Source organism: Pedobacter sp. A2324, from assembly GCF_059693705.1.
In genome coordinates this window covers 413,822-432,319 of the sequence record NZ_JCASSK010000002.1, presented here as the reverse complement: position 1 = coordinate 432,319, position 18,498 = coordinate 413,822, and the positions used below count along the sequence as shown (strand labels likewise).

Below are 18,498 nucleotides of genomic sequence, written 5' to 3'. Positions count from 1 at the left end.
GCGTATTTCCACATATAGCTTGAAAAAAATAAAATGATACTGGTAACCGGAGGAACTGGATTTTTAGGGTCTGAATTGATAAAGCAGTTAACTGATCATGGTTCTGCTGTACGGGCGCTGAAAAGGAAGAATTCTAAAGTTCCTGCTTTAATAGCCGAAAATCCATTGGTAGAATGGGTTATCTCGGATATTAATGAGCCTGCAGATCTGCAAACAGCATTCGAAGGGATAACCCAGGTTTACCACTGTGCGGCCTTTGTTTCATTGAGTCCAAAATATAAAAAGCAACTTTTTCATGTCAACATAGAAGGGACCTCTAACGTTGTTAACCTTTGTGTTGAGAACAATTGCCGTCTGCTTCATGTAAGTTCGGTTGCCGCGCTGGGGCTGGCAAAGAAAGGCAGTAAAATCACCGAAAAAGATTTCTGGGAGTATGATTCCAAAGCCCATGCCTATGGCTTGTCAAAATACGAGGGCGAAATGGAAGTATGGCGAGGAATTAATGAGGGGCTTAATGCCATTATTGTCAACCCTTCGGTAATCATCGGGAAAAATGCGGGTTTTGAAGGGAGTGGTGCAATATTTAAACTTGTTAAAGGTGGTTTTCCTTTTTATACCAATGGGGCATCTGGATTTGTGGATGTGGAAGATGTGGTACGTGCAATGATATTATTAATGGATTCAGAGATACGAGGTGAACGTTATATCATATCTGCGGGAGATATCCATTATAAAGAGTTATTTGCGGCAATAGCCAATGGCTTTAATGTTGAGCCGCCTAAAAAAGAAGCAAAGGGCTGGATGCTTGGAATTGCCTGGCGTACATTGAAATTAGTATCTGTATTTACAGGAAGTGACCCATCAATAACTAAAGATACCGCAAAAAGCAGTGTAACTTTTAGTTATTACAATAATAATAAAGTGATTGAGCAAACTGGAATTGTATTTAAACCAGTTTTGCAAAGCATTAAGGAAATTACCCAATATTTAAAATAATGCCCAAACAAAAATCCTATTACATCATCGATTTCGATAGCACTTTTACACAGGTAGAAGCGCTTGACGAACTCGCCAGAATCTCTTTGAAGAACCACCCTGAAAGAGAAGCCATTTACCAGAAAATTGAAGATTATACCAACCTGGCTATGGAAGGTAAACTATCTTTTTCAGAAAGCTTAGCCCAGCGTGTTAAACTTCTGGAAGCAAATGAAGAGCATCTGAAGCAGCTGATTAAGCACCTGAAGAAAAAAGTTTCTACTTCATTTTCGCGTAATGCAGATTTTTTTAAAAAGCACAGCGATGATGTACTAATTGTTTCCGGTGGTTTTAAAGAATTTATTACTCCGGTTGTTAGTCAATACCACATTAAAAAGGAAAATATTTATGCCAATACCTTTGTTACTACAGGTGATGGTAAGATTATCGACTATGACCATGCCAACCCTTTGAGTGAGGAGGGCGGCAAAGTTAAATTGCTTCAGCATCTTAAGCTGGAGGGAGAACTTTTTGGTATTGGCGACGGATACTCAGATTTCCAGTTAAGAGAAAGTGGATTGATTAACAAGTTTTTTGCATTTACTGAAAATATCTCGAGGGAAAGTATTGTTGCCAAAGCAGATCACGTTACACCGAGTTTTGATGAATTTCTTTATGTGAATGATCTACCCAGGGCTATATCATATCCAAAGAACAGAATTTTGTGTCTGGTAATCGGAGATGTTGATCCCAGAAGCCTGGCGATTCTTAAAAATGATGGCTTTTCTATCAGGCATAAATCTTCATTTGAAGACAAATACATTAAAGATGTTGGTATGATTCTTTATGCAGATGGAGAAAACATGGATAGAGAAAAACTTAAGGACGCCGCAAAACTTAAAACGATCGGTTATTTAGGTAACTCTAAAAATAAAATTGACCTTGATCTTTGCACGAAACAGGGTATTGTTGTTTTCGATGATGCTAAACATAATCCCCGTAATTTCGATTTTATTCCCAAGCGTGTGGCTGATTTTATGAATACGGGTGCTACTTATTTGAGTACCAATTTTCCAAATCTTCAACTTCCTAAAATCGACAAGTCTCATCGTTTAATCCATATACATAAAAATGTGCCGGGCATTATGGCTAATATCAATACGGTTTTTGCCAAACATGATATCAATATCGTTAGCCAGTTTTTGATGACGAATCCGGAAATCGGATATGCCATTACAGACATTAACACGGAATATGATAAGCAGTTATTTAAATCGCTTAAAAAAATTGAACATACCATAAAGTTCAGGGTCCTGTATTAAAAGCAAGTGACCAATACTAAATACTTAATGATTTAAATGGATTTTACACCGGAAATTTTAAACAAACTAAACCAGCTGCAGGAAAAGTACACAGCTATGGGGCAGGATATGGCTTCATACCTTGACGGATTGCTTTATGCGGATTTTCTTACTTATTGGGACTATATTCACCTTGATACTTTATTAAGCTTACAGAGTCCTAAAACCCCTATTCCTGATGAAGAGATTTTTATCATGTATCATCAGATTACGGAACTTTATTTCAAGCTCTCTTTACATGAATTCAGACAGATCTCAGAACATGAAAATCTGACGGCAGAATTTTTCACGGCGAGGGTAAAACGGATCAATGCCTATTTCAATGCCTTGACGACTTCTTTTGAAGTGATGGTGGACGGGATGGAGAAAGAACAGTTTTTAAAATTCCGGATGTCTCTTTTACCTGCAAGTGGTTTTCAATCGGGGCAGTATAGAATGATTGAAATTTGTGCTACGGATTTTACTCGCCTGGTAGATAAAAGCAAGCGTGAAGATTTAAGGAATGCAACCATTGAGGAGCAATTCGAACATATTTACTGGAAATTTGGCGCTACCGAGCTGGCATCAGGTAAACAGACATTAACATTGAAGCAGTTTATTAAAAAATATGCTAATCAATTTTTGCAGCTTGCGAAGGAACGATCAGATACTAATCTTTCGGCGCTCTATCATCAGCTCCAGTTGAGCGGGGCTGATGTTTCAGCATTAGCGGAAGAACTCCGCAAACTCGATTTGTATGTAAATGTTGAATGGCCTTTATCACATTATAAATCAGCTGTTCGTTACTTAGAAAAAGATCCGGTAGATGTAGCTGCAACGGGTGGTACAAACTGGCAAAAATATTTGCCTCCGCGTTTTCAAAAGAGAATTTTTTATCCGTTTTTATGGACAAACGAGCAGATGGAAGAATGGGGGAAAGGTTGGGTGCTTAGTGTACTCAAAACACTCAAAAACAAAGACTAATAATCAAATAAAGCTATTAAAAGCGCTTCATTTTTATTAATTTGCGCAAAATAATTATTGACAGCATTAGTGAGGTATTGAGCTGCTGAGTGTGATCGTTTACACTCAATCATCCTATTATTCACTCATTCAAAATTTCTATATCATGACCGAGACACTAGATATAAAAATCACAAAAGCCGATCAAACCCGATTGACTGTTACTGATTTTTCTCAATTACCCTTTGGTAAAGTTTTTACCGATCACATGTTTACCGCCGATTTTGAGGATGGCGAGTGGAAAAACCTACAAATTCTTCCTTATGGCCCCATCCCGATGAGCCCTGCGATTTCTGCATTGCACTATGGTCAGGCAATTTTCGAAGGTTTAAAAGCCTACCGTCAGCCTGATGGCAAAATCAGCGTATTCCGTGCAAATAAGAACTTCGAAAGATTCAATAAATCTGCAGAAAGGATGTCGATGGCGACCGTGCCAGAAGAAATCTTTATGCAAGGTTTAGCTGCCCTAATCAATGTAGATGAAAAATGGGTGCCAAATCAGGATGACTATGCTTTATACATCCGTCCGGTAATGTTTGCTACCGATCCTTATTTGGGCGTGAAAGCTTCAGATACCTATAAGTTTGTTCTATTGACTACACCTACCGGTCCTTATTACAGTTCTGCGTTGAAAGTTAAGATTGAAACAGAATTCACACGTGCAGATGATGGTGGAGTTGGCTTCGCGAAAACCGCAGGCAATTATGCACGTTCATTATATCCCTTCGAGCAGGCCAGGAAAGAAGGCTTTGATCAGTTGATTTGGACCGATTCAGTAACGCATGAATATATTGAGGAAGCTGGAACTGCAAATTTAATTTTTGTGATCAATGGAAAGTTGGTAACGCCATCCGTTCGGAGTACGGTTTTAGACGGTGTAACCCGCGATACGATTATTCAATTGGCTAAACAAGATGGTATTGAGGTTGAGGAACGCAGGGTTTCTGTTAAAGAAATCATCGAAGGAATCGAAAACGGCACTTTAACTGAGGCTTTTGCAGCAGGTACTGCAGCTACAGTAACCCACGTGGGCCAAATCGGTTATAAAGGTGAAGTTTATCAACTAACAGATCCTTCGACAAGGTACATATCAAATGGCATTGCTAAAAAACTTAATGACATCCGTTACGGACTAGTTCCAGATGAATTTGGATGGAACTGGATTTTGTAAACCAGTATTAGGTCAAAAAAAATTCCCCGTTCGTAAAAGTCCGGGGATTTTTTTTGCATATGTATTTTTATTTGCTTATTTATCGAGTATCACTACTCCTTTAGCTTCAAACGCTAACTCTTTTTTTGGATCGGTTATTTTCGCTACCTCTTCCGGAGTTTTTTTTGCATCTTCAGCATAATGGCGTAAAGTTTCTACAGATATGGTTTGTTTCTTCGCAATTCCATCAAGTACTACTTTCTTACCTACAATATCCATAGGCATAAAGAATGCATAATCTTTAAAGGTCACCCGCATTGGGTCGCCATTTGGCATCTCCAATGTCATCCAGCATCCTTTCTTTTTGCAAACATCAACAACCTTTCCTTCAATTTTCATGTCAACTTCATTCTTGTCACCCATAGCAGCTTCCATTTTAGCTGCAGGCTTTACCGCTCCAGGTTTTACCTCTTCGCCAAACTTTTGGCCGGTGTAAGCAGTTTGTGCAAAGCTAAGTGCTGTAAAAAAGCAAATGCCCAGGCTTAGAATAATTTTTTTCATGGTCTGATATTTTAGAATTTGTTTCCGGTTATTTATCTTATTCAAAGTTATTTAAAATTTATTTGAATAGTAAAAACAAAAAATCCTCGCTAGCGATCGCTAACGAGGAAAATCATCCCTATTGTTGTCATCACATCCCATGATGTACGAACATAATACATTAGGCAAATGACAATCCAAAAATTAACAAATTCTCAAGCAATATATTAAATTGTTGATATGTAGTGTTTTACGATTTTTTTACGTTCGAATGCCAAAAGGATTATTACTTTTTATTGGGGAATCTTAGTTATTTCTTCAAAAAACTGGTGAAAAATTTCCCCATATTCCCCATTTATACTAACCAAAAATCATCTCGAATACCTCTTCAATTTTGCTCACTGCCTTAATTTCCAGGTTGTATTTAGATATATCTATTCCTTTTAAATTATACTTGGAAATGTATATGGTTTCAAAACCCAGTTTATCTGCCTCAGCAATGCGCTGTTCTATTCTGTTCACTGCTCTTATCTCACCAGATAATCCAACCTCCGCTGCAAAGCAGTTTTTCGAAGATATCGGTATGTCCTGATGTGATGAGATAATGGCTATCAGTACCGCCATGTCGATTGCCGGGTCCTCCACTCTTAGACCACCCGCTATATTCAGAAAAACATCTTGAGTACTTAATCTAAAACCACAGCGCTTTTCCAGCACGGCGAGAAGCATATTCATTCGTTTGGTATCGAACCCTGTTGCTGATCGTTGTGGTGTGCCATATGCTGCTGCACTTACCAGTGCCTGTGTCTCGATTAACATGGGCCTGGCACCTTCCAGCATTGCTGAAACAGCAATTCCACTTAGCTCCTCATCCCTTTGTGAAAGTAAGATTTCCGACGGATTTGATACTTCCCGCAGTCCACTTCCCTGCATTTCATAAATGCCCAGTTCGGCAGCTGCTCCAAATCTGTTTTTCACTGAGCGTAAAATGCGGTAAACATGATGCCTGTCGCCTTCAAATTGCAATACGGTGTCTACCATATGCTCAAGGATTTTTGGGCCTGCTATGGCTCCATCTTTCGTGATATGACCAATTAAAAAAACGGGGACACCTGTTTCTTTAGCAAATCTCAATAATTCTGCAGTACATTCTCTTACCTGCGATACACTGCCGGGCGTCGAATCGATATGTGAGGAATGTAAGGTTTGAATAGAGTCGACAACCAATATTTCCGGCTCCAGTATTTCGATTTGTTTGAAGATATTTTGCGTAGAGGTTTCGGTTAATATATAGCAATCTGAAGAGGGACTTTCTTTAATTCGCTCTGCCCTCATTTTTATCTGTTGCTCACTTTCTTCACCTGAGATGTAAAGTAATTTTTTACCTTTCAGATTTAGTGCCAGCTGAAGCATGAGTGTTGATTTACCAATCCCTGGTTCACCCCCGATCAAAACCAGTGAACCTTCCACTAATCCACCCCCGAGTACGCGGTCTAACTCTTTATCTCCCGTCAATATCCTGCGTTCAACGGATGACTTTATCTCATCTACTTTATTGGGTTTACTTACCTTTCTGGTAGTTGATTCTGTTTTCCATGCCGGAACGGCAGCTGAATTCTTTTCTACAATCTCTTCTACAAAGGTATTCCACTGCCCGCATGATGGGCACTTTCCAAGCCACTTTGCCGACTCATAGCCACAACTCTGGCAGAAATATGCTGTTTTTGATTTTGCCAACTGATTATTGATTTAGATTACGAATTTAACCTTTCAGGGTTGAAACTGCTTTTATTTTTTTGAACAATCAGGCTATTCTTCGATATATCGTTTGCATTTCTTTAAGCATGCCGGATCAGATATTAACAAAAAAGCCCGAATCGGAAGATCCAGGCTTTTTGATAATGTAATTTGAATTATAATTTAATCTCTTCGTCTTTTGATGAGATGAAATGAAACTCATTTAAATAATACGATGATTGTGGTTTAACTTTAATCCATTGGCCATATTTAAAGAACCAACGGCGCTGTAAGTTAAAAATACCTTTAGTAATGTAAGCTTCGATATAAGGGTGAACACAAAGTGTTATTCCTTTTTCATTTTGCTCACGTAAAATATAATTCAGGTTATTCTCAATATCATCCATTAAAACGATACTCGCTTTAATTTCTCCAGTCCCATCGCAGGCCGGACATTTTTCTACCGTAACAATATTCATCTCCGGACGAACACGTTGCCTGGTGATTTGCACTAAACCAAATTTACTCGGCGGTAAAATGGTATGTTTTGCTCTATCCAACAGCATCAGCTCACGCAAATGATCGAATAGCATTTTACGGTTTGTTGGTTTGTGCATATCGATGAAATCGATTACCACAATACCGCCCATATCACGCAGGCGTAATTGTCGGGCAATTTCTTTAGCCGCCTCTTTGTTTACCTGTAAAGCATTCTCTTCCTGATTCTCTTTACTGGCAGTACGGTTACCACTGTTCACATCTATTACGTGTAGTGCTTCGGTGTGCTCTACAACCAGGTAGGCTCCTCCGGGGAGGTTTACTGTTTTTCCGAAAGCATTTTTAATCTGCTTTTCTATACCAAAATGATCGAAGATTGGTTCTTTCTGCTTATAAAGCTTAACGATTTTTTCCATTTCCGGAGAAATATCGTGTACATAAGAACGTATGTCGTCGTACAATTCTGGTGTACTCACGTAAACGTTTGTGAAATCAGGATTCAGAATATCACGAATTAACGTTGATGATCTGTCCATTTCGCCCCAAACTCGCTTTGAGGGTTCGGCAGTAGGCAGCTTCTTGATGAAGCTTTCCCATTTCGCAATCAGATCAAGCAGATCTTTTTGCATCTCGGCAACTCCTCTGCCTTCAGAAACCGTTCTGATAATTACCCCAAAATTTTGAGGCTTAATACTTTCAATAATCTTTTTTAAACGATTACGTTCAGTATTGCTTTTTATTTTTTTTGATATGGATATGGTATTGGAGAATGGCACCAATACCACATACCTGCCGGCGATTGATAGGTCGGAACTTAAACGAGGCCCCTTTGTAGAAATTGGCTCTTTAGCAATTTGTACAGGAATGAGCATGTTTTTGGCAAGCACTTCAGAAATTTTGCCAGCCTTGTTAATATCGGCTTCCAGCTTTAAATTGTCTAATAGTGTACCAGTTACCGAACCATTACGCTTAATCTTCGTCAGCTTAATTAAAGATTGCACCTGAGGGCCCAAATCGAAATAATGCAGGAATGCATCTTTTTCATAACCAACATCCACAAACGCGGCATTCAAACCAGGCATAATTTTCTTTATGCGGCCTAAATAGATGTCGCCTACGGCATAATTGTTATTGATTTGTTCTTTATGAAGCTCAACAAGTTGCTTGTCTTCAACTAAAGCTATGGTAACTCCGGCAGGAGTCGAATTGATAATTAATTCTTTTACCAACAGCTACAGATTTAAGGCTTCCGCCTGTTAACAAATGGATCGTAAACTTGAAAAATCTGATAGTTCCCAAGTATAAGCACGAATGGAAATTCGTATAAATACTTTAAACCTCATAGTATTTACTATGAGGTTTAGAAGGGTTTTATCAAAATAAGAAATTATTTTTTCTTATGTCTGTTTTTTCTTAGGCGTTTTTTACGTTTGTGAGTAGCCATTTTATGTCTTTTTCTTTTTTTACCGCTTGGCATAGTTTTAAGTTTTAATGTTTTTTATTAATCTGTTAATTAAATTTTATTCTTTAGTTCAGCCACTTTCTTATCGATAAATGATGATAAGGTTGGGTTAGCTGCTAATTTTTTGCTGTTTAAATAAGCTTCAACTGCTTCTTTGTTTTTGCCTAAATTTTCAAGGGCTGTTCCCAGGTAAAAGTAAGCTTCAGGAGTTGGAGACTCAGCGATAACCGTTTTGAAACGCGGAATTGCTTTGTCAAACTGGCCTGATTTGATAGAGAATAAGCCCAGGTTCATATTGGCTTTAACATTTTTAGGTTCTTTCGCAACAACCTCAAGCAGCATTGCAATACCTTGCATTGGTGCGCCTAAGCCATTTACGATAGTAACTCCTAATCCTGTTTTTGCTTCAATGTTTGTAGCATCCTTCTCTAAAGCATTTTTATAAGATGTATTGGCTTTTTGCAATAATGCAGGTTGTGCCAGGCTATCTTGTGTACTCTCAAAAGCTTTTATAAATTGATTACCAGCCGCTAACCAAGTTTTCGATGATGGTTCGTTTTGGGCAACAACTTCTAAATAAAGTGCTGATGGAGTAATTTGCTCCACATCATCCCATTTCTGGGCTAATTGTTTTGCAAGGTCGGTTTTTTCTGTACCAGAAGCACCTTTATAACTATTTTCTAAGGCAGTAATGTCTGTAGCTAAATTTTTGTTTAGCACATTTTTGGCTGCTGTTGATGAAGTTTCGATACTTAAAGCTGAAGGGTTTGCTGAAGCTCCGCCTGATACCTGACCAGTTGAAGGCATTTTGCCATTTTCTTCAGTTGGTTTTACTAAACCTTTAATGTCTCTTGTGAATAGGAAAGCAATCAACAATACAACCGCTCCAATGATGATGATTTGTTTTGATCTGATGCTGCTATTCATAATGACGACTTAAGCTTCTACGCTGATTTTTTTTGAGTTACTTTTAACTTTATCAACAAATACTTTTGCTGGTTTAAAGCTAGGTACGAAGTGTTCTGGGATAATTATTGCAGTGTTTTTCGAGATATTTCTAGCAGTTTTCTGCGCTCTCTTTTTAACAACAAAGCTTCCGAAGCCTCTAACGTATACATTTTCACCGCCAATCATGCTAGTTTTGATAACTTTGAAGAATGCCTCAACTGTTTCCTGTACATCAACCTTCTCAATTCCGGTTTTTGTTGATATTTCTGAAATAATATCTGCCTTAGTCATATTTACTTATTTATATATATTGTGTTTTAATATTATAACTGTTTTGGGGTTGCAAAAGTATTGCTTTTTAATGAGATAGGAAAATAAAAGATGATTTTTTTATCGCAGCGCTTATCATCCGATTGCAAGTTTTTTTTAAAACCAATAATAACACCGTAATTTGCAGGAATGACATTCCAACAAGAACTGATTAACTGGTATCAAAATAACAAAAGGGATTTGCCCTGGAGACATACAAAAGATGCTTATACCATCTGGTTATCAGAGATAATATTACAGCAAACCAGGGTTGACCAGGGTATGCCTTACTTCAATAAATTCCTTCAGAACTTTCCTTCGGTAGCCGACTTTGCCCGTGCAGCGGAGGCCCGGGTTTTAAAGCTCTGGCAAGGGTTAGGCTACTACTCCAGAGGCAGAAACATGCATGCCACAGCAAAAATTGTGATGGAAAAATATAACGGAATCTTCCCAAACCAACATGATGATCTCCTGAAACTAAAAGGAATCGGAGAATACACAGCAGCCGCAATATCGTCTTTTTCTTCCGGTGAGGCCCGCGCTGTAGTAGACGGAAATGTTTTCAGGGTACTTGCACGGCACTTTGGAATTGAAATTGCGATCAATTCCCCCGCAGGTAAGAAGGCTTTTTTTACGCTGGCAAATGATCTGCTATATCAGGAGAATCCGGCGCTCTATAACCAGGCAATAATGGAATTTGGTGCGCTGCAATGTAAGCCAAAATCGCCAAATTGTAGTGTTTGTCCGGTTAAGTTATCATGTTACGCATTTAATCAAAATGCCGTTAATTTATTGCCCGTAAAAATCAAGAAAGCTGCCCAGAAACACAGATTTATCAGTTATTTTATTTGTCATGAGAATGACAAGATACTGGTTCGTGAGCGGCAATCTGGTGATATCTGGCAACATTTATACGATTTTCCGGCCATAGAAACAACTGGTTCGGTATCACAAATGGATAATGTTTTCCACGAACACGTCAAGAGTACTTTCGGGAACCAGGTTGAATACACCCTTCTATCTGCCAAAAAGCATATTTTAACGCACCAAATAATCCATATACAATTTTTTGCATTAAAAAATTATATATTTAACTTTAATAAACAAAAGGAACTTAATTGGGTTTCATTAGAGAAGCTAGATGAGTTGCCGCAACCGAAAGTTATTCACGATTTTATAGTGGAATATTTTTCGGAGATAAGTTGGAATAACTAACCATCTTTAGCGGAAAAGGGTAAATAAAAAACTAACCAAAATATTTATGTCGGGCATTAACAAAGTTATTTTAGTAGGCCATTTGGGTAAAGACCCGGAGGTGCGTCATTTAGAAGGGGGCGTAACAGTAGCTAGTTTTCCATTAGCTACTTCTGAAACTTATAATAAAGATGGTAAAAGAGTAGAACAAACAGAGTGGCATAATATCGTATTATGGCGCGGACTGGCTGAGGTGGCATCCAAATATCTGCAAAAAGGTAAACTCGTTTATATCGAAGGGAAATTAAGAACCCGGTCTTTTGAAGATAAAGAAAAAGTAAAAAAGTATGTTACCGAAATTGTTGCTGAAAACTTTACCATGCTGGGCAGGAAAAGTGATTTCGAACAAAGTCCTGTTACAGCAGCTATTCCTCAAAATACGGAGTCTAAAATACAGGATGAGTTTACAATTAGTCCTTCTGATGAAAATGGAGATCTTCCATTCTAAAGTTTAAATTATAAAAAAAAAAGCTACCTGATTTATTCAGGTAGCTTTTTTTATGGTGTTTCATATTTTTATTCAACAGTAACCGATTTGGCCAGGTTTCTGGGTTGATCAACATTACATCCCCTCATTACAGCAATGTGATATGACAACAGTTGTAATGGAATGGTTGCTAATAACGGCAAAAATGCTTCAGCTGAATCCGGTATTTCTATACAATAGTCTGCCATTTTCTTTACCTCTGTATCACCTTGTGTTACTATTGCAATAACCTGTCCTTTCCTGGCTTTAACTTCCTGTATATTGCTGATTACTTTTTCATATGATGAGTTTTGTGTTGCGATGAATACGACTGGCATTTCCTCATCAATAAGCGCAATAGGGCCGTGTTTCATTTCGGCTGCCGGATAGCCTTCTGCGTGGATATAGGAAATTTCTTTAAGTTTTAATGCGCCTTCAAGTGCAACCGGAAACCCGCTGCCTCTACCTAAAAATAGGCAGTTCCTGGAATCTTTTATTTTTTCAGCTACTTCCTTAATCAAGTCATTTGACTCCAATGCGATCTGAATTTTATCAGGTATGTTATCAAGCTCTGTTAAAAGTTCAATCAATTTAGATGTGGTAATAGTGCCTTTTTTCTGTGCCATGTAAAATGCCATTAGTGTAAGCACTGTTACCTGAGCGGTAAAAGCTTTTGTTGACGCTACTCCTATCTCTGGTCCTGCATGCGTATAAACACCAGCATGCGTTAGTCGTGGGATAGACGCGCCAGCCACATTACATATTCCGAAGATGGTTGCACCACGTTCTTTTGCCATTTCAATTGCAGCCATCGTATCTGCAGTTTCTCCAGATTGAGAAATGGCAATAACAACATCTTTCTCCGTGATAATAGGATTTCGGTACCGGAATTCAGAAGCATATTCTACCTCTACCGGAATCCGGGCATACTCTTCAATTAAATATTCGCCTACCAAACCTGCGTGCCATGAAGTTCCGCATGCTACAATGATGATCCTGTCTATGTTTTTTAGCTTCTCTGCAAACTCTTTAATGCCTCCCAGTTGTACATAACCTTCCTCTGGATAGATACGTCCGCGCATGCAGTCTTTAATTGATCTGGGTTGCTCATAAATCTCTTTTAACATAAAATGATCAAAGCCGCCTTTCTCCAGCATCTCCAGCTGTAATTGCAGTTCCTGTACAAATGGGGTTTGTACCACATTATCTAAACGCTTAACTAACAAATCGTCTTTGGTAATCAAAGCGATTTCATTATCGTTCAGGTAGATTACATTTTTAGTATATTCAATGATGGGTGTTGCATCTGAAGCAATAAAATATTCGCCTTGGCCTACACCAATCACCATCGGACTACCTTTACGCGCAGCGATCAGGCGATCAGGATTACTCTTATCCATAATTACAATGGCATAAGCACCAATCACTTCATGTAATGCCAAACGTACCGCCTCAAGCAGATCAATCTGTTCTACTTTCTGTATTTCTTCTATCAGGTGAACGAGTACTTCAGTATCAGTATCGCTATTAAAGGTGTGGCCCCTGCGGGTAAGCTCTTCTTTTAGTGTGGCATAGTTTTCTATAATGCCGTTATGAATAATGGATAACTGCCCGTTATTCGAAGTATGAGGATGTGAATTCCTGTCGGATGGAACTCCATGCGTAGCCCATCGGGTATGGCCCATTCCAATTGTACCAGTTTTATCATGGTTTTCTGCAAATTCTTCCAGTACGGCAACTTTACCGGCCTTTTTATAAATATGCTGACCGCTGTTGTTCATCAATGCGATACCTGCACTATCATAACCCCGGTACTCTAGTCTTTTAAGGCCCTTTAATACAATTGGCCAAGCCTCTCTATAGCCAATATAGCCTACTATTCCACACATAATATTTTAAAATTTTAATTGTGTAAACATACTAAAACAAACGTTTGACTTAAATGAATTTTCCGTGAAAATTATCTGTAAATAAAAAGCCAGCCTATCGGGGATATGCTGGCTTTTAAAATACTGAGTTTAAGTTCTAATTTATCTTGGTGTAATAAATGTTCAGCTTAATCTTGTTAGTTGTAGTAGTTTTGGCTCCGATAATTGCTCTTTCTGCTGAAGTTGCGGTGGGAGTAGTTTCGAATAAGGTGTAAGATGTCGGTGCAAGAAAGGTACCATTATCCTCGATTGTTCCATCAATTAATGTTTGCACGTAATTGGTTACGTTAAAAATATACCTGTTGTTAATGGAATCGAAATAACCTCCAAACAAAGCCGGTGTACTATTGGCAACGTAACTTGTATAGTCTGAAATGTTAGCCGGTTGTTCGGCAAGGTCCCATCTGTATAAGGATAACCTTTGTGCAGCCAGGAAAGGATAAACTGAAGTTCCGCTACCCAGCTCGATGATCAGATCAGCTTTGTTTACCACTGATTTTCCATATGTACTGTTAAACTTAGCCAGATCAGGGAACTTAATTTTTGTTTTAACACCTACCAATCCCTGAAGATAGGTAGTTTGATATTCGGCTGTTGGGGCTAATAGTTGAGTTTGAACAGGTGTTCCGGTATAGTCATGACTAATCGTAGCAGTAATCGGTAAAGCCGTCGAACTGGTTCCGATAGGGAAGTTAACAGATGTAGTATCAATGCCGCTTGACGTGTTGGTATGCTTATATACCAATTGCAAATAAGAAGTGCTGCTTGAAAAGTCAATGAACGCAATTCCTCCGGTACCACTGGACGTCGTTTTGTTGATCTGCGCATATAACCCTTTGAAAATGTTAGCAAACTTAGCGTTGGTAGTGAAATTGGTTATTGCCAGGTTCATGATTTGTTGCTGTATAAAAGCCTTGTTCAGCGGAATTCTAAGTTGAGCGGGCATGTTTTTGATTGTGTCTGCAGCAGCAGTAACAATATCATAAATTTTTACAGGGGTATTAGGATTTATTTTACCTCTGAAGTTTCCCAAAAGCTGACTGTTGTGCGCCTGCACATCAGAGTTTTTATATTTAGTGATATTATTTGTTAGTTGATAGATATCAACACTGTATATGGAACTGGTGGTATCTCCGTAGAATTTAGTTACTGCATCAGTAGTTGGAAGGCTTAACACCAATACTGCAGAATCAAGAGTTGGGGAAGTGCCGAAATCCTGAGCGAGTGTTGTTGGTGGTGCAACTGTCATTGCAATGCTGGCCTCTGTTTTACCAAAAACAGGGTCATTCATATAGCCGATAGGATAACGGGCAAGCGCAATTGTGCTGATGTCTGCTTCTTTAACGATCTGTGTTGTAACATTAGATACAACCAGATTGCCGGTGATGGCGGTATTTGAATCGATATCTAAACCAACACCATCGGGATTCTTACACGACGCAAAAAGAAAAAGACTTATCAACAGGGTTAATAAGTCTTGTTTTGTAAATTTCATATTTAAAATAATAATACCTAATTAAGCAACTGAAACCAATTCATCATTTGAAATTTCTTCATAAAAAGTATAGAAGTTTTCAAAATTCTCGGTTAAGTTAAAAGCTAATGTTGGCTTATTGGAATCTTTAACAAATTTTAACACATCTTTATCCAGGTTTTCATCTGCTAAAACCACTGCATCAGAGTGCGTCACAGCACCAATGTGCATGCTATTACAATCTGAAGGAAGGAATGCTTTAGTATCCTCTTCGGTCATGTTAGACATTACTGCTTTCTTCGCAAAGTTGGCATTCAATTTTTCAGCAAATGAATCCTCATAAATAGAATATACTACCTTTGAGTTTTTGAAAGTAGGGTCGTTTTTGTAAGTGGTTTTGATGTAGGCAGGAACTAATGAACTCATCCAGCCGTGGCAGTGAACGATATCAGGGGCCCATCCTAATTTTTTTACGGTTTCCAATGCGCCTTTACAAAAGAAAATAGTACGCTCATCATTGTCATCAAAGAATTTACCACTAGCGTCTCTGAATACCTGCTTGCGCTGGAAGTACTCTTCGTTATCTAAGAAATAAACCTGCATTCGTGCAGCTGGGATGGAGGCTACTTTAATAATTAAAGGGTTATCATTGTCATCAATAATGATGTTCATTCCCGATAAGCGTATTACTTCGTGTAGACGATTTCTTCTTTCGTTGATATTACCGAATTTGGGCATAAGAATGCGGATTTCGAATCCCTTCTCTTGCATAGCCTGTGGTAATTGACGCGTAATTTCAGAAATTTTAGTAAGCTCGAGGAAAGGCGACATCTCGTGTGTAACAATCAGCAGCTTCGTTTTTGCCATCTCCATATTTTAAGAAAATATTAAGTTAAATAAAAGATAATGAGCGGCAAAGATAAGCATAATAATACTATTTATCAAGATTGGCAAGTATTGTTTGGTTTCATTTAGATTAATTTACACCTTTACGGCTTTAATTTAGATTGTCGACTTTGGAAGTATTTAAAACCAAATCAGCACTTAAGGCTTTTATTGCACCCTTAAAAGCATCAGGTAAAAAAATTGCACTTGTCCCTACCATGGGTGCTTTGCACAACGGCCACATTTCACTCATTAAACTGGCTCAGGAAAATGCAGATATCATAATTTGCAGCATCTTCGTTAACCCTACTCAGTTTACAGATCCAAAAGACCTTGAAAAATATCCAAGGCCAATAGAGCATGATCTGGCTATGCTTGAAGAGGCAGGTTGTAGTGGCGTATTTATGCCTGATGTGCAGGAAATGTATCCACAAGGTGCCGATGAAAAATGGCATATCGATCTTGGGAGTGCTGAATTCTTACTGGAAGGTGCATTTAGAAAGGGACACTATCAGGGGGTAACCCAGATTGTGAAAAAGCTGTTTGATGCAGTTGAGCCCGATCTGGCCATGTTTGGACAAAAAGATTTTCAACAGGTGCTTATGATTAAAAATATGCTCGCACATTTTAACTTGCCAATCAGGATTATCACCTGTCCGATTATCCGTGAAGAAGACGGATTGGCAATGAGCAGCAGAAATATCCACTTGTCACCCGCCGATCGTGAACATTCTTTAGTCCTGAGTAAATCGCTACAGTATGTGATTGACCATTGGGCTGTATACGATATTGATGAACTTGAAGAACGAGGGAAGGCACTCTATCGGGGGATTGACGGGGTGGAGCTGGATTATTTCACAATTGCCAACGGAAATACGCTTGAGCGGGCTAAATCTAAAGACGAAAATAGTCTGGTGGTTTTGGTGGCAGCAAAAGTGGGTTCAACCCGACTTATTGATAATATGATCATTAAATAGTTAACTTTGCACCATGGTTATTACAATATTAAAATCGAAAATACATCGCGTTCGTGTAACGCAAGCCGAGTTAAACTATGTTGGCAGTATTACGATTGATGAAGATTTGATGGATGCGGCTAATATTATCGCCAATGAAAAGGTGCAGATTGTTAATAATAATAATGGTGCCCGTTTCGAAACTTATGTTATAAAAGGCGAACGCGGTACTGGTACAATCTGTTTAAACGGAGCTACAGCGCGTTTGGCACAGTTAGGTGATGTATTAATCATTATGTCTTATGGTGCCCTTCCAATTGATGAAGCAAAAAAATATAATCCAATTTTAGTTTTCCCTGATGACAATAACCACTTGCTAAAATAGCCTTGTGACATTCGACCTTAAAACGGCTCTGAAGTATCTCCTATTATTCTCAATAGGTGTGGTAATACTTTATTTAGCATTTAGGGGACAGGATTTAAAAAGTTTATGGCAGGAAATTAAATCTGCTGATTATTTCTGGGTTTTGACATCCATGGCAGCTGTTCTGGTTGCGCATATATTGAGAGCGCTGCGCTGGCAGTTGCTATATCAGTCAATGAAATATAACATCGGCATTGTCAATATCTATCATGCTGTGATGATTGGTTATCTGGCCAATCTTGCACTACCCCGCTTTGGTGAAATAGGGCGTTGCTCGGTTATTCATAAAACAAATAAAGTTCCAATGTTTGTTTCCATCGGGACGGTAATAACTGAGCGGCTGTTTGATATCGGCGTGTTATTAGCCAGTGCAGTTTGTATTACCTTTTTTCAATACAATAAGCTTAGTTCCTTTTTTCATAAAATACTTCTTGAGAATATCATACACAGATTTGATCAGGTGAATTACTGGTGGTTCCTTGCGGCCTTCCTGATACTAATCTTGTTGGGCGGCTTTGTATTTTCTTTATTAAGACAAAAAGTCGGTCGCAAACTGCTGAAATTATTTATCAGCCTGAGGCAAGGGTTTAGCTCCTACAAAAAATTAAAACGGAAAGGAATTTTCTGGCTTTATACATTGTCAATCTGGTTTTTTTACATTTTGTCTATGTACTTTTGTTTTTCGGCTTTACATTCAACGGCTCATCTTGGGGTTAGCGTTGCCGCTACAGCTATCGTATTTTCAGGTTTTGCTATGGCCGCCCCAGTTCAGGGCGGCATCGGCGTTTTTCACTGGATGGTTGCGCAATCGCTTGTGCTTTCCGCTGTGTCATTTACCGATGGTTTAGCCTATGCAGCCATTATCCACTCGTCTCAGGTATTGCTGATTTTAGTTTTAGGCAGTCTGAGCTTATTCCTGGTGCTGACCAAAAAACAAATCTGACATTTAAGTAAATTGTTGCTTCCGGAAAGGTAAATATTATCGCTTAAATTAGCGTTCAGGTTTTATTCAGCGCCGATATAACAGGCTAATTCGTCCTTGCATTCCATACCACTCAGCCAAGTTTCGTACGTGTCTTGAACGTGTCTGGAACGTGTCTGCTACGTGTTTTCACGTTCTAGGTACGCT

At 38.6% G+C, this 18,498-nt stretch carries 17 protein-coding genes; 9 read left to right on the top strand and 8 right to left on the bottom strand.

Going from position 1 to position 18,498, the window contains the following annotated elements; genetic code table 11:
• Window positions 1–33 precede the first annotated feature (33 nt).
• From AC570I_RS06890 to AC570I_RS06875, 4 genes are all read left to right on the top strand, one after another.
• On the top strand, window positions 34–996 hold the full coding sequence (locus AC570I_RS06890; protein WP_497404884.1) for an NAD-dependent epimerase/dehydratase family protein: 963 nt from the start codon (window positions 34–36) through the stop codon (window positions 994–996).
• Complete coding sequence (locus AC570I_RS06885) at window positions 996–2,297, top strand: HAD-IB family phosphatase (protein WP_047800021.1); 1,302 nt, start codon at window positions 996–998, stop codon at window positions 2,295–2,297. Before AC570I_RS06890 ends, AC570I_RS06885 begins: the two co-directional genes overlap by 1 nt.
• A 36-nt stretch (window positions 2,298–2,333) precedes the next feature.
• Window positions 2,334–3,299, top strand: coding sequence for a tryptophan 2,3-dioxygenase family protein (locus tag AC570I_RS06880; RefSeq protein ID WP_497404883.1), 966 nt, complete (start codon window positions 2,334–2,336; stop codon window positions 3,297–3,299).
• Between the two features lie 145 nt (window positions 3,300–3,444).
• Complete coding sequence (locus AC570I_RS06875) at window positions 3,445–4,509, top strand: branched-chain amino acid aminotransferase (protein WP_497404882.1); 1,065 nt, start codon at window positions 3,445–3,447, stop codon at window positions 4,507–4,509.
• A 75-nt stretch (window positions 4,510–4,584) separates the two neighbouring features.
• Here AC570I_RS06875 and AC570I_RS06870 read toward each other — a convergent pair whose 3' ends face one another.
• The 5 genes from AC570I_RS06870 to AC570I_RS06850 all read right to left on the bottom strand — a co-directional run bounded on the left by AC570I_RS06870 (window position 4,585) and on the right by AC570I_RS06850 (window position 9,964).
• A complete protein-coding gene (locus tag AC570I_RS06870; RefSeq protein ID WP_497404881.1) occupies window positions 4,585–5,049 on the bottom strand; it encodes a DUF4920 domain-containing protein in 465 nt (154 codons plus the stop codon).
• A 339-nt stretch (window positions 5,050–5,388) separates the two neighbouring features.
• Window positions 5,389–6,765, bottom strand: a complete 1,377-nt coding sequence (gene radA, locus AC570I_RS06865) for a DNA repair protein RadA (protein WP_497404880.1) — start codon at window positions 6,763–6,765, stop codon at window positions 5,389–5,391.
• Between the two features lie 176 nt (window positions 6,766–6,941).
• Complete coding sequence (locus AC570I_RS06860) at window positions 6,942–8,492, bottom strand: Rne/Rng family ribonuclease (RefSeq protein ID WP_047800025.1); 1,551 nt, start codon at window positions 8,490–8,492, stop codon at window positions 6,942–6,944.
• A 284-nt stretch (window positions 8,493–8,776) separates the two neighbouring features.
• Window positions 8,777–9,445, bottom strand: a complete 669-nt coding sequence (locus AC570I_RS06855; RefSeq protein WP_497404879.1) for a tetratricopeptide repeat protein — start codon at window positions 9,443–9,445, stop codon at window positions 8,777–8,779.
• 216 nt (window positions 9,446–9,661) lie between these two features.
• Window positions 9,662–9,964, bottom strand: a complete 303-nt coding sequence (locus AC570I_RS06850; RefSeq protein ID WP_010601128.1) for an HU family DNA-binding protein — start codon at window positions 9,962–9,964, stop codon at window positions 9,662–9,664.
• 168 nt (window positions 9,965–10,132) lie between these two features.
• Between AC570I_RS06850 and mutY the strand changes: the two genes are divergently transcribed.
• Both mutY and AC570I_RS06840 read left to right on the top strand, forming a co-directional pair.
• Window positions 10,133–11,197 carry an A/G-specific adenine glycosylase gene (gene mutY / locus AC570I_RS06845; protein ID WP_497404878.1) on the top strand — a complete coding sequence of 355 codons (1,065 nt, stop codon included), beginning with the start codon at window positions 10,133–10,135 and terminating at the stop codon, window positions 11,195–11,197.
• 46 nt (window positions 11,198–11,243) lie between these two features.
• Complete coding sequence (locus tag AC570I_RS06840; protein WP_047800028.1) at window positions 11,244–11,684, top strand: single-stranded DNA-binding protein; 441 nt, start codon at window positions 11,244–11,246, stop codon at window positions 11,682–11,684.
• A gap of 68 nt (window positions 11,685–11,752) precedes the next feature.
• Here the strand turns inward: AC570I_RS06840 and glmS are convergent, their stop codons facing one another.
• The 3 genes from glmS to AC570I_RS06825 all read right to left on the bottom strand — a co-directional run bounded on the left by glmS (window position 11,753) and on the right by AC570I_RS06825 (window position 15,971).
• A complete protein-coding gene (gene glmS, locus AC570I_RS06835) occupies window positions 11,753–13,591 on the bottom strand; it encodes a glutamine--fructose-6-phosphate transaminase (isomerizing) (protein WP_497404877.1) in 1,839 nt (612 codons plus the stop codon).
• Window positions 13,592–13,727: 136 nt separating this feature from the next.
• Window positions 13,728–15,125 (bottom strand): DUF4270 domain-containing protein, encoded by a 1,398-nt coding sequence (locus tag AC570I_RS06830; RefSeq protein WP_047800030.1) that lies wholly within the window; start codon window positions 15,123–15,125, stop codon window positions 13,728–13,730.
• 21 nt (window positions 15,126–15,146) lie between these two features.
• Window positions 15,147–15,971: a glycogen/starch synthase gene (locus AC570I_RS06825; protein WP_047800394.1), complete on the bottom strand. Its 825-nt coding sequence runs from the start codon at window positions 15,969–15,971 to the stop codon at window positions 15,147–15,149.
• A 149-nt stretch (window positions 15,972–16,120) separates the two neighbouring features.
• On the opposite strand from AC570I_RS06825, the gene panC reads away from it, so the two are divergent.
• The 3 genes from panC to AC570I_RS06810 are packed head-to-tail and all read left to right on the top strand — an operon-like array spanning window position 16,121 to window position 18,312.
• On the top strand, window positions 16,121–16,966 hold the full coding sequence (gene panC, locus AC570I_RS06820) for a pantoate--beta-alanine ligase (RefSeq protein ID WP_497404876.1): 846 nt from the start codon (window positions 16,121–16,123) through the stop codon (window positions 16,964–16,966).
• Window positions 16,967–16,979: 13 nt separating this feature from the next.
• On the top strand, window positions 16,980–17,330 hold the full coding sequence (panD, locus tag AC570I_RS06815) for an aspartate 1-decarboxylase (protein ID WP_497404875.1): 351 nt from the start codon (window positions 16,980–16,982) through the stop codon (window positions 17,328–17,330).
• A 4-nt stretch (window positions 17,331–17,334) separates the two neighbouring features.
• Window positions 17,335–18,312, top strand: coding sequence for a lysylphosphatidylglycerol synthase transmembrane domain-containing protein (locus AC570I_RS06810; RefSeq protein WP_497404874.1), 978 nt, complete (start codon window positions 17,335–17,337; stop codon window positions 18,310–18,312).
• The last annotated feature ends 186 nt before the right edge of the window (window positions 18,313–18,498 follow it).